Consider the following 18,468-nt stretch of genomic DNA (forward strand, 5'->3'; position numbering starts at 1 on the left):
CGGGAACGCGGGAACGCGGGAACGCGGGAACGCGGGAACGCGGGAACGCGGGAACGCGGGAACGCGGGAACGCGGGAACGCGGGAACGCGGGAACGCGGGAACGCGACCGCACGGAAACGCGGAAACGCGGGAACACGGTCACGAGGGGGCGGCCGACCGTCCGCGACCGGCGTCCGCGGACACGCGGCGCGGATCGGGGCTCTCCCCGCCGATGGGCACGAACCAGGGCCACACCAGACGGGCACGAACCGAGCCGCAACCAGACCGGCACGAACCCGGGCCGCAGCAGATAGGCGCGGCCCTGGGTCGCGGCCAGGTGGGCGACGCGACCCAGGCAGTGGCCATGTGGGGAGGGCCGAGTGGGCGGGTCGGTGGGCCGCGGGTGGGTCAGCCGGCGGGGGCCTCCGTGAGGATCTGGTCCAGCACCGCTTCCAGGGTGTCGCAGACCTCTTCCTTGCCCAGCGGGACGAGCCGGTCCGTACGGTCCAGGAAGGCGACCAGAGGCGCCGCACTGACCCGGAACAGGGCGCGCTCGATGCCCACTTGAAGGCTGATGAAGACGTCGCTGAGGTGCGCGGGCGAGGCCGGTTCGATCCGCACATCACCCTCACCGGACGGCCGACTCAGCCCGTCAAGCAGCAGCTCACGACCGAACGCCCAGGTCACGGGCGCATCGCCGGGCAGGTCGAAGGTGAGACGGACGGCATACGGATCGGCGCTGTCGAAGTCGAGATCCACCGGGATCCGGAACGAAAGCTCCTCGGAGACGACGAAGCTCATGATCACTTCTGCCTGAACTGTGTCGGTCATCAACCACTGCCCCGCACTTGATCGGAGATGGCCGGGAAACATCCCCCATAGCCCTATTGACGCCATCGTCGGCCAGGCGCAGGCAGATCACAAGGAGTGAGTTTTCAGATACTGATAGAGAAGGCGAGTGTCGTTAGTGTCGCCTCCGCCATTTTTCGTAGTCGATCCGTAACGGACCGCAATCGATGCAGTTCTTCCGCAGGCAGGGAGACCGCCAGGGCCGCCGCGGCCGCACCGACCTGGATGGGAATGGCTGCGCAGACCGTGCCGAGGGCATATTCGTGGCGCTCGTAGGCGGCCTGGCCGCGACGCACCGTATCCAGACGGCGTAGCAGATCGCCCTCGGTGTGCAGGGAGAACGGGGTTATGGACTGCACGGGATAGCGGGCCAGATGCTCCTTCCTCGTCGCGTCGTCAAGCTGAGCGAGCAGACATTGCCCGATCGCGTGGGCGTGGGCGGTGCTGCGGAAGTCGACCCACTCCTCCACCGGCGGCCGTTCCGGGTCGTCGGTCACCGCCACGACCTCTACTTCACCCTCGCGGTAGACGGCGAAGTAGACGGCGGCTCCCAACTCCCGGCCCGCGAGCGCCAGCGCTTCCGAGATCTGGGCCCGCTGCCGGCGCCTGGCCCCGGCCCGGCCGATGGCTTCGGCCGCCTCCCCGAAGACGAACACGCCGTTCTCCCGGCGCAGATAGCCCTCGTGGGTCAGGGTCCGCAGCAGGTGGTACGTCGTCGGCAGCGGCAGTCCGGTCTCTCTGGCGAGTTGTTTGGCAGGCGCCCCGTCCTCGTGCGCCCCCACCGCCTCCAGCAGCCGGAGCGCCCGCTGAACCGATCCGATCAGGGTGGGGTGAGAGCCGGATTCGCCATTCGCCATTGCCAACGCCAACCCCCAGGTTCCGCTCGCCGCGGGGCCTGGGCACCCCGGCCGCGGGAACCGCTCCCGCGCCCGCGCGCGTCGCCCGTCCCCCCGCGGTGACGCCCGTCCCGGCCTCGCCTCATGCAGCGCCTCCCGAACGTCACCACCCGCACCGCGACATCCGCACGCCACCATCCGAACGCCACCGCCCGGGCGTCATGTCCGAGCGGCACCGTGAGGACGTCAACATGCGGAATGTCACCATCCGGAAGACGTCTGCGGTCCGCACTCTAGCTCCGCACGTCGCACCGATAGGCCGAAAGCCGAGGGAGTTAACCCGCCTGGCCCAGCGGCAACCTCAAGGGAAGTGGGTGCGGCGGCGGGGGCGTGGTTGCGTTCGGCGCTTGCCGGGCATCGGCACCCGGGACCACCGCCGTCCCGGCCCAACCTGCCTCTGGACCACCCTCGTTCAGACGCCGTCGTCGCCCGGACCCACATCCGCCGGGGCCTTCGGCCCGCCATATTCCGGGTCGGCTGGGGCAGGTGATCGCCCGCCCCGGGAAGCGGGTGCCCGAACGCGGACCGCTGCGGAGAAGCGGGCGACCGGGCGGGCGCCCGCTGTGAGGGGAAGCCGCCGCCCGCGCGTGGGCCCCGGGGGGGGGGGAGAGAAACCCACACGCAGGTGGACCGCCGCGGTGGGCGGCCCCCGGCGCAGCCCCGTGGCTTACCAGTCGGTCTTCGACGAGGACGACGAGGAGCCGGTGAAGCGGCGGACCAGGTAAATGACCCCCGCGATCAGAGCCGCCGCTATGAGGACCTTGAACAGCAGGCCGATCAGGAAGTGGAGTGCGGAGGCGATCAGGCCGCCGAAGACCACGATCAGGATGACGGGCACCACAACCCAAGTGACCCACCACGGAAGTCCTGTGAATATCCCCTTACCAGCCACTGCTCTGCCCTGCTTTCTGTCGGTCGCGCTATCTGTACCGTTTGTCCGTACCGCGCTATCTGTCCGGTGCGCTGCGTCTCAGCGCCGATGGCACCGTCCGCGGGCCGCGCTCCTGCCGACTCGCCGCCTCCGGCTCTTCCATCACCCACGATGCTAGGGCGCAGAACATCGCCGCGGGGGCCTCACAGCCCCGGTTCAACCCTGACTTGTCCCCTACGGGTTCCGGGTCCCGACCCTTAGCTCTCAGGAGGAGAGAAGACCACCATGACCCGCAGATCCTCGCTGATGTGATGGAACTTGTGGGGTACCCCGGCCGGCACGTAGACGACGCTGCCGCGCGCCACCGGCTCCGTCTCGGCCCCGACGGTGATCAATCCCCGGCCGCTGACGACGAGGTACACCTCGTCCTGCGCGTGCGGCCGCTGCGGATCGGTGCTGCCGGCATCCAGCGCGTACAGCCCGACCGACATGTTGCGCTCCCGGATGAACTGCAGATAAGCGCCGTCGTTCGCGACCCTCTCTGCTTCCAGTTCCTCCAGCCTGAAAGCCTTCATGCCGTTCGCACCCCTCTGAGGATTCACACTCGTCTGCGACGATCTCACCATGAAGCATTTTCTGGTCAAGACGATCGCCAACGCCGCGGCGCTTGCCGTGGCCATCTGGCTGCTCAAGGACATCACGCTGACCGGCGAGAACACCGGCCGCAAGATACTCACCCTGATCCTCGTGGCGCTGATCTTCGGGGTGGTCAACTTCATCGTGAAGCCCGTCGTGAAGCTGCTGTCCCTGCCCTTGTTCATCCTCACCCTCGGCCTGATCACGCTGGTCGTGAACGCGCTGATGCTGCTGCTGACCTCCTGGCTCGCCGGCAAGGCCGACCTCGCCTTCCATGTGAACGGCTTCTGGACGGCTGTGCTCGGTGGCGTGATCGTCTCGGTCGTCTCCTGGGCGATGCACGTGATCCTTCCCGACGAGGACTGACCGTTGACCGTTCCGTACCGCGTCTGCTTCGTCTGCACCGGCAACATCTGCCGGTCGCCGATGGCGGAGTCCGTCTTCCGCGCCCGGGTCGCGGAGGACGGGCTCGACGGCCTGGTGGAGGTGGACAGCGCGGGCACCGGCGGCTGGCACGAGGGTGACGGCGCCGATCCGCGCACGGTCGCCGTCCTGCGCGCGGCCGGCTACCCGACCGCCCACACCGCCCGGCAGTTCCGCGCCTCCTGGTTCGCCCGCCTCGACCTGGTGATCGCGCTCGACTCCGGCCATCTGCGCGAGCTCCGCAGGCTGGCTCCCACGCCGCAGGACGCCGCCAAGGTGCGGCTGCTGCGTTCCTACGCGGTGCAGGCCGCCGCCGACCTCGACGTCCCGGACCCTTACTACGGCGGTTTCGAGGGCTTCGAGGAGTGCCTGGAGATGATCGAGACGGCGAGTGACGGCCTGCTGGCCGAGGTCCGCGCCGCGCTCACCGCGCGGCCGCTGCTCCCGGCGCGCGGACCCGAGCCCGACGACCGGCGCCCCGCGCAGGTCCCATACCGCCCGCAGGACACGCAGCTCCCGCCAGAGACACAGGCCCCGCACCCCCCGCAGGAGGACCTGTCCTCTCCGCAGGAGAAGGAGAACGCATGACGGGCGACGGCACTCGCGCCGTACGAGCCGGGCTCCCGGAGCCGGAAGCCTTCGAACCGGCGCTGCCCGGGCCGGTCTTCGCGGCCCACTACCACCTCCCCGGCGACGCCGCCGGCCCGTACACCTACGGCCGCGACACCAACCCGACGTGGACCCTTCTGGAACGTGCCATCGGGGAGTTGGAGTCCCCGGACGGCACCGCGCACACCGTTGCGTTCGCCTCCGGGATGGCGGCGATCAGCGCCGTCCTCTTCTCCCAGCTGCGCTCCGGCGACGCGGTCGTGCTGCCCAGCGACGGCTACCAGCTGCTGCCCGCCGTGCGCACCCGGCTGGAGAGCTACGGCATCGAGGTGCGTACGGCCCCGACCGCCCAGGACGCCCAACTCGACGTGCTGGACGGCGCCCGGCTGCTGTGGATCGAGACGCCCTCCAACCCCGGCCTCGATGTGTGTGACGTCCGCCGGCTCGCCGACGAGGCTCATCGGCGCGGTGCCCTGGTCGCGGTCGACAACACTCTCGCCACGCCGCTCGGCCAGCGCCCGCTGGACCTCGGGGCGGACTTCTCGGTCGCCAGTGGCACCAAGGCACTGACCGGCCACGGCGACGTCCTGCTCGGCTACGCCAGCACCCGGGACGCCGCGCTGGCCGACGCCGTACGGCAGTGGCGCAAGACCGTGGGCGCGGTCCCCGGCCCCATGGAGAGCTGGCTGGCGCACCGCTCGCTGGCCACCCTCGCCCTGCGCGTCCGCCAGCAGTCGGCCGGCGCCCTGGCGCTCGCCACCGCACTGGCCGACCGTCCGGAGGTCACCGGCCTGCGCCATCCCGGCCTGCCGGCCGACCCCGCCCACCCGCTCGCCGTTCGCCAGATGCGCCCCGGCCACTTCGGCTCCGTGGTGTCCTTCACCCTCCCGGACAAGGCCCACGCAGAACGCTTCCTGGCCGGCCTCACCCTGGTCGACGACGCCACGAGCTTCGGCGGCGTGCGCTCGAGCGCCGAACGCCGCGCGCGCTGGGGCGGCGACGCCGTCCCCGAGGGCTTCATCCGCTTCTCGATCGGGATCGAGGACCCGGACGATCTGATCGCGGACGTCCTCCGGGCCCTGGACACGGCCAACGCGGGCACCGCAGGAAGCGCAGACAACGCAGGCTGATCTGCCCTCGGTGGCCGACGCGGGCCCACATCGAGCTGGCCTGGCATCAGCGGGAGCATCAGCGTGAGCACCTGCGGCAGCGGCCATAGATCGAACGGCCAGCCCCAGGGCGCCACATGCGAGGTGCCGGATATGACAAGGGCCGGGCACAAGAGGGGCCGGCAGGGTATCCCCCCTCGTCACCCTGCCGGCCGCGGTTGTGTGGTGCGCGCCGCCACGTGTTTCACGTGAAACCGAATGTTCCACGTGAAACCAACCGCTCGAACAAGGCTAGTTGACTGAGCGTCAGTGTCCAATCACGCTATAGACACAGCCCTATCCGCAATTTTATGACTGGCTCGCGACCAGGCTTCCGAGGAGCGCAGGAGGTACGGGATGGATCTGGCTCTGCTGCGCACCTTCGTCACGGTGCACCGAGCCGGTTCCTTCACCCGCGCCGCGGCGTTACTCGGGCTGTCCCAGCCCGCCGTGACCAGCCAGATCCGGGCGCTGGAACGCCAGTTGGGCCGTCCGCTCTTCCTTCGCTACGCCCGTGGTGTCACGCCTACCACCGTCGGCGATGAGCTCGCCCACAAAGTGGCACCCCACCTCGACGCGCTCACCGAGATCACCGAGGCCGGGCTCGACCGGGAGTCCGTCACCCGCACCCTGCACCTCGCGGGGCCACCGGAGTTCATGGCCCAACGCGCCCTTCCCGCACTGGCTCCGCTCATCACCCAGGGCCTCTCCCTCCGCACCGCCTTCGGCTCCGCGGACGAGCTGCTGACCGGGCTGGCGGCCGGCCACCACGATCTCACCGTCACCACCACCCGGCCGCGCGGCGGGCTGCTGACCGCCACCGCCCTGTGCGACGAGGAGCACGTACTGATCGCTGCGCCCTCCTGGTCGGCGCAGTTCGGCGGCCCGGCCGAGCTACAGGCGGGCGGGGTCCGCGTACTGGATTCCGTACCGCTCGTCGAGGTCCACGAAAGCCTGCCGATGATCGCCCGCTACTGGACCGAGGTCTTCGACGCCAAGCCCGCGACGTCCGCCGCCGTCATCGCCGGCGATCTGCGCGCGGTACTGGCGTGTGTGACGGCCGGGGCGGGGCTGGCCGTGCTGCCGCGCTATCTGTGCGCCGAGGCGCTCGCGTGCGGCGAGGTCGTGGCGCTCCTCGATCCTCCGGTGCCGCCGCTGCGCACCTACTTCCTCGCCGTACGATCCGGGACGCTGGGCCTGCCGCATATCGCCCGGGCTCACGAGTGGCTGCTGCGGTCCGCGGTCGACTGGTGACGAGCCGCGGTGGCCGGTGGGCCGGTGGGGAGCTGCGGTGCCCGGCGGCTGGTGACGGAGGGGCGGGGGTTTCACCAGGGCGTGGTTGCGGCATCTGTCGACTATGACCGTACGGCCAGTCGTCAAACGCACCGCCCGCGCGATTCTGCTCGACGGCGAGGACCTGATTCTGATCAAACGCACCAAGCCGGGACGGGCCCCGTACTGGATCACCCCTGGTGGCGGCGTTGAGCCGGAGGACGCCACGGTCGTCGACGCGCTCCATCGCGAGCTGGACGAAGAGCTGGGGGCCAAGATCAAGGACGTGGTCCCGGTCTTCGTCGACACCGTCGAGCACTTCAGTGACGGCGGGGTGGACGGCGTGAAGGTCCAGCACTTCTTCGTCTGCCGGCTCGACTCCATGGACCCCACCCGCCGGCACGGCCCCGAGGTCGACGAGCCCTGCGGCGACTACGAGATCGTGCGGGTGCCGTTCACCCGCGTCGGCATCGCCTCCGTCGAGGTCGTCCCGCTGTCGCTGCGGCACTATCTCGACGGCAACATCGAGGGCGTACGGGCGATGCACGCGCCGGATCTGGGGTGAACCAGGGCCCGGCCCGCGCTGACCCTGACCAGGGGCGAGCCCACGGTGCAGGAGGCGCGGTTCAACGGTCGCGGCCGGGCTGACTCTCAGGCGTCGCGCCGGTCGAACCAGCCGCGGAACTCCGGCTCGTCCTCCGCCGGCCGACGCGGCTGGGCACGCGCCAGCACCCGCTCGACCCGGTCGAGGAACTCCGCGTTCAGCTCCCCCACGAAGTCGTCGTCGCCCGGGACAGCGGCCGCCCGGGCACTGGACGAGGGGCCGGTCAGCGAGGGCTGGGAGGGGAGAGAAGGAGAAGAAGGGAGAGAGCAGGGAGAGCGAGTTCCGCTTCCGTTCCCGGCACCGTGCGTCGCCGGTGGCTCCCCCGGCGTGTCCTCGTGCAGGCCGCCGCGGAGGTGTTCGTTCTTGCGCTCCGGACGACGGAAAGGCGCTCGGTCACTCGCCTCGGCCGCCGCGCCGAAGAAGTCACCGCCCTTCCGCTTGACGTCGTCGGTGCCCCAGGCCCGCGCCCCGCGCTGCTGCGGCGGGACCTTCTGGAGGTGCGGTATGTGCTTGGCGCAGTGGATGTACGCCTCCTCGACCTCGACCATGACCCACAACTGGGCGCGCCGGCCGGGGATCGGATCGACCGGCAGGCCGGGATGGCCGGCCCGCATCTCCTCGTCCATCACCACCCGGGCCCGGCCGTTGACGTGCAGGCCGATGCGGTCCCGGGTGAAGTCGACCATCAGGATGCCGAGACGGGGGTTCTCCGAGATATTGCCGATGGACGCCATGACGCCATTTCCCCGGTATTCCGGGTACGTCAGCGTGCGGTCGTCGAGCACCTGCACAAAACCGGGCGGGCCGGCGCGGAACGTCGCATCGCATTCACCGTGCCGGTCGGCCGTGGACAGGAAGAACATCTCCTGCCGGGCGACGAACTCCTGCATACGGGCATTGAGGTGGTCCAGCACCTGGTCCCGGTAGAACCGGTCGGCACGCTCGGTCGTACCGAGTCTCTGCTGCACCAGGTGCTCGCCGTCGCTCCCGGGGCGCTCCCCTTGCGGCATACCCCGCATGTCCCGCGCCTCTCGTGTCGGCCCGTATTCGCCGTGCTCTGCCAAGACCTCAATCCCCTACCGAGACCAGCTCTTCCACCGAGTCGTGCCGTATGCGGTCGGACGGAATGCCGACCCCCACCAAAGCGTCCACACCGCTGCGGATCAAGCCCGGCGGCCCGGAAAGATAGGCGTCGTATTCCCGGAACGGCCCGTATTGCCGGACTGCATCGGGGAGTTGACCGGTCTCGCTGCTTGTTCCGCCGCGGACCGCGGGCCCGGTGGCGACGACCGGGCGGACCGAGAGCCACTGGTGGGTCTGCTCCAGATGCAGCATGGTGTCGAGGTCATAGAGGTCGTGATCGCTGCGGGCTCCGTAGAACACCTCGACCGGGCGCCGGATGCCGTGGTCGGCGACGTCCTCGATCAGGGCCTTGATGGGCGCGATGCCGGTGCCGCCGCCGACGCAGAGCAGGCCGTTGCGGGTGGTGTGGTCGACGGTCATCGAACCGGCCGGTGCGCCGAGCCGAAGGACGTCGCCGGGGCGGGCGCGGTGGACCATGGCGTTCGAGACCCAGCCCGCCGGTACCGCCTTCACGTGGAAGGAGAGCAGACCGTCGGAACGCGGCGCGGCCGCGAAGGAGTAGTGCCGCCAGACCCGCGGCCACCAGGGCGTTTCGATGCTGGTGTACTGCCCCGCGAGGAACGGGTACGGCTGGTCGGGACGGACCGTGACCACCGCGATCTCGGGCGTGCGCAGCTCGTGCGAGACGACCTCGGCCTGCCACCAGGCAGGCGCCACGGCCTCGTTCTCGGCAGCCGCGTCGATCATGATCTGGGAGATCGCGGTATACGCGCGCACCCACGCGGCTTCGGTTTCCGGGCCCCAACTGGTCGTGGCATAACGGGAGAGCGCGCTGAGCAGGCATTCGCCGACCGCCGGATAGTGGTCGGGCTGGGTGCCGTATTTGCGGTGACCGCGGCCGAGGTTGGCGAGGTAGCCGGTGAGCACCTCGGTGTCGTCGATGTGCGTGGCCGCGGTGAGCAGCGCCTTGAACAGCCGGTCGCGCTGGGTGTCCATCGAGGCCGGGAAGAGGGCCCGCAGATCCGGGTGCTGGACGAAGAGCAGTGCGTAGAAGTACGAGGTGACCTTGTCGGCCACGGGCCCGATCTCGGCCATGGTGCGACGGATGAGGATCGCATCGGGCGAAGCGGACGCCTCGGACACGGTGGCCCCGAGCGCGGCGAGGGAGTGCTGGGGAGCGGGGGCCTGCTGGGGGGCGGGGCGAGCGGCGGGGGTACCGGTTGTGGGGTTACCGGGGTTGGGGTTACCGGGGTTGGGGTTACCGGGGCTGGGGTTACCGGGGCTGGGGTTACCGGGGCTGGCGGTGTTCGGGGCGGGGCGGTTCGTGGTGGGGGTGTTCGTGGTGGGGGTGCTGGGGTTCGTGATGCCAGGGCTGGGGGTGGCGCTGGGGGCAGGCGCCGCTGCCGTGCGCCGCGCCGCTTCGTGGACGGGCTCGGGCTCATGGCCACGGGCGGCGCCGCGCTCCCATACGGACGGGCGGGGCGACGGCTCTACGGGCTGACGGCGGGCGGCCTCTGGGGCCGGCTGGCGAGTGAGGTCGGCTGCCGGCTGGCCGGTGGGCTCCGGGACCGGCCGCCGGGTGGGCTCCGGGACCGGCTGGTGGGCGGGCTCTGGGGCCGGCTGGTGGGCGGGCTCTGGGGCCGGCCGGTGAACCGGCTCGCCGTAGGGGCGGGACAGGTCTCGGTAGGTCGGGGCGGGGTCGCCGTACGGGCGGGTGGGGTCCCCGTACTCGCCGTCGGGCTCGCCGAACGGGTTGGGGGGCTCGCGATGCGGCTGGGGCGCCTGCGGCGGCTCCGTCCCGCGATCGGCGGCGGTACCTACCGGCCGGATCGGGTTGACCGGCCGACTGGGTATCCGCTCCCGGTCGCTCGGAGTATGGGGGACGTTCGGCGCATCACGGCCGTCTTGTAGGCCGGCGTAGTCCCGTTCGCCTTGTTCGCCACGGTAGTCACGTTCGTCACGGTGAACGTGTCCGCCGCGTTCACCGTATTCGCCGTATTCGTCGCGTTCGCCGTAACCACCTTGCCCGCCGGGGTAGGCGCGTTCGTCCCGATAGACGCGCTCGTCCCGGTGGTTGGGCCCACCCCAGCCATGGGGCTCGTTCCAGTCATCGGACTCGGCCCGGCCACTTCCGTAGGAGGCGTTCCGGTCCTGGTCGCCCTGGTTCTCGCCTTCCTGGTTCTGGCCATCCCGGCCCTGGCCACCCCGGCGCCGACTGTCCTGACTGCCCGGATCCTGGCGGTCCCGGGCATTCTGTCGCTCCTGCCGTTCTCCGGAGGACTTCTTCTCCGGCGGAGTGAACCAACCCCAATCGCCGCTGCTGCCGCCAGAAGAGCCGCTATCGGCCGATGTGGTGGTCGGAGCGTCCATGGTCTGCCTCGCCTCGAACGTCTTTCGGTCGTCTTCGCACTTCCGTGGACCGGAACTGCCCGGAATTCCCCCGCCCTGGCCGGAATTCTTAATCGACTCAAGCGATCCCGGCAACACCCGTTAAAGCGGACAAATCTCACTTCCTTGCGGCAATGTGGAGCAGATGCCGCGTCAGCAGCATGCCACTCAGTCCAGCACAACGGACAAACAGTCGGAAGTCCGGGTGTCACGGGCCCCTTCACCGCTAGGCTGACGAGCTTTGCCCGCGTCCTTACGTGCCCGCGGAAGCCCTCACCACCGCCAAGCCGGACTCGACCATACCGGCAGTAGTTGAAACCACAAGCCCTGATCTTGGAACACTCCGCACACCCCTCCGATATCCGCGATCCTCCGTACAGAGCGCATTTTCCGCGCACACACGGGTGAATCCGCCGCAGAAAGCGTGGAATTACTCGCCGGTACGGACCAATGCGTACGCCTCCCGCAGATCACGTCCCGTGTAGGCAAATGAGGCCAGGTCGCTGACGTGGTGATCGGCATTCACCGCCACGGACCGGGGCACCGCCGCGAACAGTGCGGTGTCCGACATGGAGTCGCCGTACGCCACGCAGTCGTCACGGGTCAGCCCGTACTGCACACAGAGTTCATCTGCGATCCGCACCTTCGCCGCCGACGACAGGATGCCGTCCGGACTCACCGGCCGCCGGATCGGCACGGCGGGCCAGCGGGAACCGTGCGCCGTGTCGGCTCCCCAGTCCAGCAGCCGCTCGACGAAGAAGCCGGGCGAGAGGGAAATCACCGCGCATCGTTCGCCGCGTGCCCGGATATCGGCCCAGACCTCCCGAATTCCGGCGAGCCACGGGGCGCCGTCGAACGCGGCGGCCACTTGAAGTTCGGTCAGCTCGGCGGCCCACAGATCGCAGGCCAACTGCGCGAACTGCACCGGCGTCAGCTCCGCCGCGAAGAACCGGCGCTCCAACTCGGCGATCTCCCGCTCGAGACCGAGCTGCCGAGATATCTCCACGGCGGCCGCGGACCCGTACAGCAAGGTCCCGTCCATATCGAATAGATGCAGCGTCCCCATGCCGGGGAGCGTAACCACTCCACGATCACAGGGGCAGGGGGCAGGCGTCAGGGGTCAGGGGTCAGGGGTCAGGGGTCAGGTGAAGGCCGGGGCGAGGTGGGGGCGGGCCGAGGGGCGAGGCGGTGGGGCGAGGTGCGGGGCGGCAGACCAAGGTGCGGGGCGACAGACCAAGGGGCGGGGCGGCAGGTCCGGGAAATGAGAGGTCGGGCATCTAGGCGACTCGGACAGCGAGGCGACTCGGACGTCGGGAGGCAGCGGGGTTACCGCGACCGTGAACCGCCGCCCCGCGGGCCGTACTCAGGGGTGCGTATACGGGAATACTCCCCGCGGCAGATGTACGGCAGGGGCCCGGCCGCGACCGTGGACCGTATGCAGCAGCTCAACCGGCCCGCCCGCCGGGCCCTCCTCGTCCTCCATGTCGCCGTATCCGTCAGCTGGCTCGGTGTCACGCTCGGGCTGCTGGCGCTCGGCATCACGGGCTGGACCACCGACTCCCCCGAGATGGCAGCCGTCGCCTACCGCGCGATGAAGGTCTTCGGTGACTGGCTGGTCCTCCCCCTCGCCTTGAGTGCGCTGATCACCGGTCTGGTGCTGTCGCTGGGTACCCCGTGGGGACTGGCTCGGCATCGCTGGGTCTATCTCAAGTTCTGGCTCACACTCGTCGCGTTGCTGCTGTCGGTCTTCTCACTCCGTCCGGGCATCGACCGTCTCGCCGCCGAGGCCACCACCGGTGCCCCGGCCCCCGACATCAGCCTCGTCGCCGCACCGGCGGTCGCCTCGGCCCTCTACTTCTTCCTCACTGCGATCTCCGTCCTCAAGCCCTGGGGACTGACCCGCCACGGCCGCCGGCTGCGCGCGGACCGGGCCGCCGAAGCCCGCGCCCGCCGGGTGCCGGGGAACGGCAGGGCGGGCGCGGGGATCAGCTGACGGGCGGCCGGGCGGCCGCCCGGCCGATGCGTTCCCGCTCGGTCCAGCTCACTCCAGGCCCGCCTCCGCTATCGCGCTGAGGACGATCTGGTGGTCCTGATCGGGCGCGCCACCGCCGAAGCCGATCGCGCCGATCAGCCGGCCGTCGCGGTGGAGCGGCACCCCGCCCGCGAGGAAGAGCAGCGGCCGGTCCAGCGCGGTGGGCAGCGTGTGGAAGAGCCCGTCGGGCCGTACCAGCTCGACGAGGTCGGCGGTCGGCGCGTCCAACTGGAGGGCGGTGAACGCCTTGCGGGTGCTGGTCTCCCCGGAGATCAGCACGGCCGCATCGTCCCTACGGAAGCCGAGCAGATGCCCGCCCGCATCCAGAACGCTGACGCTGCCGCGCACCTCCATGCCCTCGGCCGCCCGCACGGCGGCCTCGATCAGGTTCTCCGCGTCGCGTGTGGTGAGCGGACGGACGACGGGAGCGCCGCTGTCGGTGGCGGAGGCGGAAGTGCGACCAGCGGTGGAAGGGGAGCCTGTGGAGGAGGAGGGGGAGGTCGTGGAGGAGGAGGTGCTCATGAGGTGTTCCTTGCCGGGTTCTTGCGGGGTTTCTTGCGTAATTTGCTGTCGGGGGAGGGAAGGCAGGGCCTTACCTGTGGTCTTGCTTGGGGACGTACGCGTGGGGCTTGCGTGCGGGTGACGTTGGGGCGGTGGAGGGGCCTGCGGCAGCTCGTACGAGGGGGCCTGCGGCGCTGCTCGTCCGGTGCGCTCGGCGTACGTCAAGCCGTAGGGGCCGCCGCGGGCTTCAGTGGTGCGCCGCTGCCACAGGCTCGGCGGCGACCGTGGCGGCGCCGCCCGCGGCCACCACCTGGCGACGGCCGGTCTGACGCCGCTCCAGGGCGGAGGCGAATATCGCCACACCGAGCGCGGCGGCAGTCATCAGCGCGCCGACCCAGTTGGGTGCGGTGTAGCCGAGGCCGGCCGAGATGACCAGCCCGCCGAGCCAAGCGGCCAGCGCGTTGCCGAAGTTGAAGGCCGCGATGTTGCCGGCCGAGGCGAGCGTGGGTGCGGCGGCCGCCTGGTCCATGACCCGCTTCTGCAGCGGTGGCACGGTCGCGAAGCCGAAGGTGCCGATCAGCGCGATGGTGATCGTCGCAGCGATCTTGTTGTGCGCGGTGAAGTTGAACGCGGCCAGCGAGAGCGCCAGACCGGTCATCGACACGTACAGCATCGGCATCATGGCGCGGTCGGTGAAACGGCCGGAGACCAGGTTTCCGCCGACCATGCCGAGGCCGAAGATGGCCGTCAGCCAGATGACGGAGGACGGGGCGAAGCCGGTGACCTCGGTCATCATCGAGGCGAGGTACGTGACCGCGGCGAAGACACCGCCGAAGCCGAGGATGGTCATCAACATCGCCAGGCCGACCTGCGGGTTGCGGAAGACCGCGAGCTCGCTGCCGATGCGCGAGGCGGCCCTCGCCTGCTGCGCCGGGATCAGCCTGATGATGCCCAGCAGGCCGATCACACCGAGCGCGGTGATGGCGTAGAAGGTGGTCCGCCAGCCGAACTGCTGGCTGAGCATCGTGCCGGCCGGGACGCCCACGACGTTGGCGACTGTCAGGCCGCTGAACATGAGCGAGAGGGCGGTCGCGCGCTTCTGGGGGGCAACGAGGTCGGCGGCCACGAGGGCGCCGATACCGAAGAACGCGCCGTGCGTGAAGGCGGAGACGATCCGGCCGGCGAGCATGATCCAGAAGCTGGGCGCGACGGCCGTGAGCAGGTTGCCCACGATGAACAGGCCCATCAGCAGCATCAGCATCTGCTTGCGCGTGAAGCGCGTGCCGAGCGCCGTCATCAGCGGGGCGCCGATCACCACGCCGAGGGCATAGAGGGTGGTGGCGTAGCCGGCGAGAGGGATGGAGACATCGAAGCCGGCCGCCATGTCGGGCAGCAGGCCCATGACCGCGAACTCGGTCGTTCCGATCCCAAAAGCACCGATGGCAAGAGCCAGGAGTGCGAGAGGCATGACGGATCCCTTCGAATCATTGCGTCCGTCCCTTACGAGCGTTCACAATAATTGCAGACGCGGGTTAATTGCAAGCGCTGGATATTTCGCCGGTGGCCTATCCTGGATCGTGCGCCCCATGAGGAGGTCTTCGATGACGCAGCAGACGCGCGAGAAGCAGGAAGCTCGACCGCAGACGGAGGCCGCGAGGGCAGGGTCCCCGCAGGCGGAGGCCGCGGGACCGGAGACCCCGGAGACCCCGGAGCCCGCAGTGGCCCCGGACGCCGGGTCCGGTTGCCCGCCGGCCGGTACCCCCGCCCTGGCCCAGGGCTGGTGCGCGCTCTCGGCTCTGCACGGTCGCATCGAGACGCACATCGAGCGCGCACTGCAGGCGCAGCACGATCTCAGCGTCCGCGAGTTCTCGGTCCTCAACGTGCTCAGCGAGCAGCACGACGGGCCGGGCGGCCACCTGCGGATGCACCAGGTCGCGGACTCGGTCGTGCTCAGCCAGAGCGCCACCACCCGCCTCGTGACCCGCCTCGAGGACCGCGGTCTGCTGTGCCGCTACCTGTGCCCTGACGACCGGCGTGGCATCTACACGAACGTCACGGCTGAGGGGCTGGCTCTTCTGGTGGAGGCCCGGCCGACGCATGACGGGGCCCTCTACGAGGCCCTGAAGGAGGCGGCACAGCGGCCTGAGCTGGCACCGCTGGTCACCGCGGTCCAGACACTCGCCCCGTCGGAGACCTGAGCAGCGGCCCAGGTCGGCGCGGCGGAGACGCCGAGGCCTAAGGTCGCGCCCATGAGCGACATCGAGATACGCCGCGCCACCGAGGCCGACCTGCCCGCCATCGTCGCAATGCTTGCCGACGACCCGTTGGGCGCCACCCGCGAATCGACGGACGACCTGACTCCGTACGTCGCCGCCTACACGGCACTGGCCGCCGACCCGAACCAGCACCTGATCGTCGCGTCGCGCGAAGGACGGACGATCGGGACCCTCCAGCTCACGGTCATCCCCGGCCTGTCCCGGCGCGGCGCCACCCGCTCGATCATCGAGGGCGTACGCGTCCACCGCGAGGAACGCAGCAGCGGCCTCGGCACCCAGCTCATCGAGTGGGCGATCGCCGAATCGCGCACGCTGGGCTGCCGGATGGTGCAGCTGACCTCCGACGCGACCCGCGTCGATGCCCACCGCTTCTACGAGCGCCTCGGCTTCGAGGCCTCCCACCTGGGGTTCAAGCTGATGCTGTGAACGAGGTACGGCGTCATACCCGCCGGGTGCGGCCCCGCGCCCGGTGTGCCCGCTGCCGGCAGGCCCCGCCGCAGTAGCGCGCGGGCCGGCCGGTGCGCGCGGTTTCGATCACCGTCCCGCACTCCGCACAGCACGTTTCGTTACGATTTCCGGGCGAACCAGGCAGTTTCGTTACGGTGTCATGAGTGCGCAGCGCCTCACACATCAGCGCCGTCATCCGGCCCGGCGCCCCGCCGTCAGCGTCCGATCCGGACCGGGCCTGCTCCATCGAGAGACAACCCACCAGCAGCGCCTTGAGGTCGGCCAACCCGACGTCAAGCCGTACCGCGCCGGCGAGTTGGGCCCTCGTGAGCAAGGATTCCAGCGCCTCGTCGAAGTCCCGCCCGACCTCCGGCGAGGGCGCGAAGTGTCCCGTTCCGGCCGCCTCCAGGGCGTCACACAGCGCCTTGTTCCGTGACGCGAGGCGCACCACCGAGGACAGGTAGCGGAAGAAGACCTCGCCGGGGTCGTCGACGTCCACCAAGTCCCTTGCGGTGTCCGTGAAGAGCTCGATCCGCTCCACGACCGCCGCCCTGAACAGGTCTTCCTTCGAAGGAAAATGGCGGTAGACGGTGCCCGCGCCGACCCCGGCCCGGCGGGCGATCTCCCCGAGCGGCACCCCCAACCCCTGTTCCTCGAAGGCCGATCGGGCCGCCTGGAGTACCAGCGCCCTGTTGCGCCGCGCGTCAGCACGCGCGGGCGCATGACCGTGCCGGGCACCACCCTCCGCCCTCACCGGACCTCCTGAAGACCCTGTCCAACCGGTTCACGCACCCCGCACTTCCAAGCGGGTCGCTCATTCCGATTCTACGAGAGCACTTGGACATGATCGTTAAGGGACTCACGGCGATGCAGCGGAGAGGGAGACGCGGTCGAGCCCGCGAGCCGGGGCCAGGGCCTGGGTGAGAGTCACCAGACGTGACGGAGGGAACCTCCAGCACGCCATAGATCTTCAGCATTCAGCCTGCGGCCGGAACCCCTGACGCGCCACCGGAGGGCACCCCATCGGGCCAGTCGCCGCGTCGGCGCGCTGCAGCAAATAGCACCCAACTCCGCCGCCAGGCAGGCCACTTGGCGAACAAAAAGGGGCCCGTGAGGAGCACTTCGGCGTCCTCGGGCCCGAGCGAATGAGCTGGTTTCATGTGAAACGCCGATGCATGGCGCATCGGCGTCGGGTCGTGTTTCACGTGAAACACGACCCGATCTCCGGCCTCCCTCAGCCGGCGGACACCTCGTCCCATGCCTCGCCCGCCGCCACGGCTGCGCCTTCGGCATCCACCGAGACGCCCAGCGCACGAAGCCCTCCGGCCAGCGCCACCAGCGAGGCCCGCACAACGGCGAGGTCGGCGGCACGGCCGTAGTGGTTCACCCGGATCATCTCCTTGGCCAGCGTGCCCGCCGCGGCCTGCACGGGTACCGCTCCATCCACCGCGAGTGCGGCGGCCACGATCTCCCGTGCGTCGACTCCCTCGGGCGCGCGCAGGGTTGTCGCTACCGGCGCCGCGTCTTCGTCACGCACGACATACGGAGTCAGCTCCCCCAGGGCACGTACGCCGGCCCTGGTCGCTGCTGCCGCTGCCCGGTGCCGAATGATGACCGCGTCCAGCCCCTCGGCCTCGATCCGGTCCGCCGCCTGCTCCAGAGCGAGCATCTCCAGCTGGGCCGGCGCGTGCGGCAGAGCCGTGCGACCGCCGTCGAGCCAGCGTTCCTTCCAGTCCAGCAGCGACAGGTACGAACGCCGCGGGGCCTGGTCATTGGCGGCGATCCGCTCCCACGCCCGGGCGCTGACCGAGGCCACGGACACTCCGGCGGGTCCGGCCAGTGCCTTCTGTCCGCCGATGACGCACAGGTCCACACCCCACTCATCGGTCAACAGGGGCTCGGCTCCGACCGAAGCGACCGCGTCCAGCATCAGCAGCGCCCCGTGCTCCCGCACCACGGCGCCGATCTCGGCGACGGGGTTGGTGTTGCCGGTGGCCGCCTCGGCGTGCACCAGGCTCACAAAGTCGATCTCGGGGCGCTCGCGCAGCGCCTCGGCCACCTGGCGCGGGTCGACCGCCCCGGTGAACGGTGCGGAGAGGGTGACCACCTCGGCTCCGCAGGAACGCAGCCAGCCGCCGAAGGTTTCGCCGTAGGGGCCGGTAATGATGTTGAGGGCGGTGCTGCCGGGCCGTACCGCGGACCGGATGCAGGCCTCCAGCGGCAGCAGCGCCTCACCCTGCATCGTCACGACGTCGCAGCGGGTGCGCATCAGCGCGGCGACCTTGTCCTCGATGCGCGCGAAGTGGGCCGCGGTGAGGGGCGGCAGGTCGAGCAGGTCGGGGGCGGCGGTGTTCGCGGTCGGATCAGACACGGCAGTCATGGGGCCTTCCAGCGGTAGCGAGCCGCCTCGGCGCGGCTCCTGACATCAGATTCGACTGTACGTCCGGAGTCCG

The 18,468-nt window shown here is 70.2% G+C and carries 18 protein-coding genes and 1 pseudogene; 8 read left to right on the plus strand and 11 right to left on the minus strand.

Features of this window, described 5'->3' with window-relative positions:
- Window positions 1–388: 388 nt before the first annotated feature.
- From ACZ7MX_RS12390 to ACZ7MX_RS12405, 4 genes are all read right to left on the minus strand, one after another.
- Entirely contained in the window at window positions 389–811 is a 423-nt protein-coding gene (locus ACZ7MX_RS12390) for an SsgA family sporulation/cell division regulator (RefSeq protein ID WP_037837830.1), read from the minus strand.
- 104 nt (window positions 812–915) lie between these two features.
- Window positions 916–1,686 (minus strand): IclR family transcriptional regulator, encoded by a 771-nt coding sequence (locus tag ACZ7MX_RS12395; protein WP_472131515.1) that lies wholly within the window; start codon window positions 1,684–1,686, stop codon window positions 916–918.
- Window positions 1,687–2,392: 706 nt separating this feature from the next.
- Complete coding sequence (locus ACZ7MX_RS12400; RefSeq protein WP_030411993.1) at window positions 2,393–2,617, minus strand: DUF5326 family protein; 225 nt, start codon at window positions 2,615–2,617, stop codon at window positions 2,393–2,395.
- A gap of 236 nt (window positions 2,618–2,853) precedes the next feature.
- Window positions 2,854–3,171, minus strand: a complete 318-nt coding sequence (locus ACZ7MX_RS12405) for a cupin domain-containing protein (protein ID WP_030798295.1) — start codon at window positions 3,169–3,171, stop codon at window positions 2,854–2,856.
- Window positions 3,172–3,220: 49 nt separating this feature from the next.
- Between ACZ7MX_RS12405 and ACZ7MX_RS12410 the strand changes: the two genes are divergently transcribed.
- From ACZ7MX_RS12410 to ACZ7MX_RS12430, 5 genes and pseudogenes are all read left to right on the plus strand, one after another.
- Window positions 3,221–3,598: a phage holin family protein gene (locus tag ACZ7MX_RS12410; RefSeq protein WP_472131516.1), complete on the plus strand. Its 378-nt coding sequence runs from the start codon at window positions 3,221–3,223 to the stop codon at window positions 3,596–3,598.
- Between the two features lie 3 nt (window positions 3,599–3,601).
- Window positions 3,602–4,090, plus strand: a pseudogene (locus ACZ7MX_RS12415) (low molecular weight protein-tyrosine-phosphatase); the annotation flags it as partial.
- Between the two features lie 149 nt (window positions 4,091–4,239).
- Window positions 4,240–5,394, plus strand: a complete 1,155-nt coding sequence (locus tag ACZ7MX_RS12420) for a cystathionine gamma-lyase (protein WP_472131517.1) — start codon at window positions 4,240–4,242, stop codon at window positions 5,392–5,394.
- Window positions 5,395–5,769: 375 nt separating this feature from the next.
- Window positions 5,770–6,666: a LysR family transcriptional regulator gene (locus ACZ7MX_RS12425; protein WP_472131518.1), complete on the plus strand. Its 897-nt coding sequence runs from the start codon at window positions 5,770–5,772 to the stop codon at window positions 6,664–6,666.
- 103 nt (window positions 6,667–6,769) lie between these two features.
- Entirely contained in the window at window positions 6,770–7,249 is a 480-nt protein-coding gene (locus ACZ7MX_RS12430; protein ID WP_030411999.1) for an NUDIX domain-containing protein, read from the plus strand.
- 86 nt (window positions 7,250–7,335) lie between these two features.
- Here ACZ7MX_RS12430 and ACZ7MX_RS12435 read toward each other — a convergent pair whose 3' ends face one another.
- The 3 genes from ACZ7MX_RS12435 to ACZ7MX_RS12445 form a co-directional block, all read right to left on the minus strand.
- A complete protein-coding gene (locus ACZ7MX_RS12435) occupies window positions 7,336–8,298 on the minus strand; it encodes a pyridoxamine 5'-phosphate oxidase family protein (protein ID WP_472131802.1) in 963 nt (320 codons plus the stop codon).
- A gap of 58 nt (window positions 8,299–8,356) precedes the next feature.
- Entirely contained in the window at window positions 8,357–10,741 is a 2,385-nt protein-coding gene (locus ACZ7MX_RS12440; protein ID WP_472131519.1) for a globin domain-containing protein, read from the minus strand.
- Window positions 10,742–11,189: 448 nt separating this feature from the next.
- The gene (locus tag ACZ7MX_RS12445) at window positions 11,190–11,825 is read right to left on the minus strand and encodes an HAD family hydrolase (RefSeq protein WP_472131520.1); all 636 of its coding nucleotides are present in this window, start codon (window positions 11,823–11,825) and stop codon (window positions 11,190–11,192) included.
- A 369-nt stretch (window positions 11,826–12,194) separates the two neighbouring features.
- Here ACZ7MX_RS12445 and ACZ7MX_RS12450 point away from each other — a divergent pair, with 369 nt between their 5' ends.
- A complete protein-coding gene (locus ACZ7MX_RS12450; protein ID WP_472131521.1) occupies window positions 12,195–12,752 on the plus strand; it encodes a DUF2269 family protein in 558 nt (185 codons plus the stop codon).
- A 48-nt stretch (window positions 12,753–12,800) separates the two neighbouring features.
- Here ACZ7MX_RS12450 and ACZ7MX_RS12455 read toward each other — a convergent pair whose 3' ends face one another.
- Window positions 12,801–13,313 carry a GlcG/HbpS family heme-binding protein gene (locus ACZ7MX_RS12455; protein WP_472131522.1) on the minus strand — a complete coding sequence of 171 codons (513 nt, stop codon included), beginning with the start codon at window positions 13,311–13,313 and terminating at the stop codon, window positions 12,801–12,803.
- 226 nt (window positions 13,314–13,539) lie between these two features.
- Entirely contained in the window at window positions 13,540–14,760 is a 1,221-nt protein-coding gene (locus ACZ7MX_RS12460; protein ID WP_472131523.1) for an MFS transporter, read from the minus strand.
- 250 nt (window positions 14,761–15,010) lie between these two features.
- On the opposite strand from ACZ7MX_RS12460, the gene ACZ7MX_RS12465 reads away from it, so the two are divergent.
- Together ACZ7MX_RS12465 and ACZ7MX_RS12470 are read left to right on the plus strand one after the other, a co-directional pair.
- Window positions 15,011–15,490 carry a MarR family winged helix-turn-helix transcriptional regulator gene (locus tag ACZ7MX_RS12465; protein ID WP_472131804.1) on the plus strand — a complete coding sequence of 160 codons (480 nt, stop codon included), beginning with the start codon at window positions 15,011–15,013 and terminating at the stop codon, window positions 15,488–15,490.
- A 51-nt stretch (window positions 15,491–15,541) separates the two neighbouring features.
- A complete protein-coding gene (locus ACZ7MX_RS12470) occupies window positions 15,542–15,994 on the plus strand; it encodes a GNAT family N-acetyltransferase (protein WP_472131524.1) in 453 nt (150 codons plus the stop codon).
- 13 nt (window positions 15,995–16,007) lie between these two features.
- On the opposite strand, the gene ACZ7MX_RS12475 is transcribed toward ACZ7MX_RS12470, so the two are convergent.
- Both ACZ7MX_RS12475 and ACZ7MX_RS12480 read right to left on the minus strand, forming a co-directional pair.
- A complete protein-coding gene (locus ACZ7MX_RS12475; RefSeq protein ID WP_472131525.1) occupies window positions 16,008–16,769 on the minus strand; it encodes a TetR/AcrR family transcriptional regulator in 762 nt (253 codons plus the stop codon).
- A 480-nt stretch (window positions 16,770–17,249) separates the two neighbouring features.
- Complete coding sequence (locus tag ACZ7MX_RS12480) at window positions 17,250–18,395, minus strand: pyridoxal-phosphate-dependent aminotransferase family protein (RefSeq protein WP_472131526.1); 1,146 nt, start codon at window positions 18,393–18,395, stop codon at window positions 17,250–17,252.
- Between the last annotated feature and the right edge of the window lie 73 nt (window positions 18,396–18,468).

Source organism: Streptomyces sp. NPDC107765 (assembly GCF_055657085.1).

What these genes read in the sequence shown, in the direction of transcription:
- ACZ7MX_RS12390 (WP_037837830.1), bottom strand. Translation starts at nt 811, where the DNA reads ATGACCGACACAGTTCAGGCAGAAGTGATCATGAGCTTCGTCGTCTCC.
- ACZ7MX_RS12395 (WP_472131515.1), bottom strand. Translation starts at nt 1,686, where the DNA reads ATGGCGAATGGCGAATCCGGCTCTCACCCCACCCTGATCGGATCGGTT.
- ACZ7MX_RS12405 (WP_030798295.1), bottom strand. Translation starts at nt 3,171, where the DNA reads ATGAAGGCTTTCAGGCTGGAGGAACTGGAAGCAGAGAGGGTCGCGAAC.
- ACZ7MX_RS12410 (WP_472131516.1), top strand. Translation starts at nt 3,221, where the DNA reads ATGAAGCATTTTCTGGTCAAGACGATCGCCAACGCCGCGGCGCTTGCC.
- ACZ7MX_RS12420 (WP_472131517.1), top strand. Translation starts at nt 4,240, where the DNA reads ATGACGGGCGACGGCACTCGCGCCGTACGAGCCGGGCTCCCGGAGCCG.
- ACZ7MX_RS12425 (WP_472131518.1), top strand. Translation starts at nt 5,770, where the DNA reads ATGGATCTGGCTCTGCTGCGCACCTTCGTCACGGTGCACCGAGCCGGT.
- ACZ7MX_RS12430 (WP_030411999.1), top strand. Translation starts at nt 6,770, where the DNA reads ATGACCGTACGGCCAGTCGTCAAACGCACCGCCCGCGCGATTCTGCTC.
- ACZ7MX_RS12435 (WP_472131802.1), bottom strand. Translation starts at nt 8,298, where the DNA reads ATGCCGCAAGGGGAGCGCCCCGGGAGCGACGGCGAGCACCTGGTGCAG.
- ACZ7MX_RS12440 (WP_472131519.1), bottom strand. Translation starts at nt 10,741, where the DNA reads ATGGACGCTCCGACCACCACATCGGCCGATAGCGGCTCTTCTGGCGGC.
- ACZ7MX_RS12445 (WP_472131520.1), bottom strand. Translation starts at nt 11,825, where the DNA reads ATGGGGACGCTGCATCTATTCGATATGGACGGGACCTTGCTGTACGGG.
- ACZ7MX_RS12450 (WP_472131521.1), top strand. Translation starts at nt 12,195, where the DNA reads ATGCAGCAGCTCAACCGGCCCGCCCGCCGGGCCCTCCTCGTCCTCCAT.
- ACZ7MX_RS12455 (WP_472131522.1), bottom strand. Translation starts at nt 13,313, where the DNA reads ATGAGCACCTCCTCCTCCACGACCTCCCCCTCCTCCTCCACAGGCTCC.
- ACZ7MX_RS12460 (WP_472131523.1), bottom strand. Translation starts at nt 14,760, where the DNA reads ATGCCTCTCGCACTCCTGGCTCTTGCCATCGGTGCTTTTGGGATCGGA.
- ACZ7MX_RS12470 (WP_472131524.1), top strand. Translation starts at nt 15,542, where the DNA reads ATGAGCGACATCGAGATACGCCGCGCCACCGAGGCCGACCTGCCCGCC.
- ACZ7MX_RS12480 (WP_472131526.1), bottom strand. Translation starts at nt 18,395, where the DNA reads ATGACTGCCGTGTCTGATCCGACCGCGAACACCGCCGCCCCCGACCTG.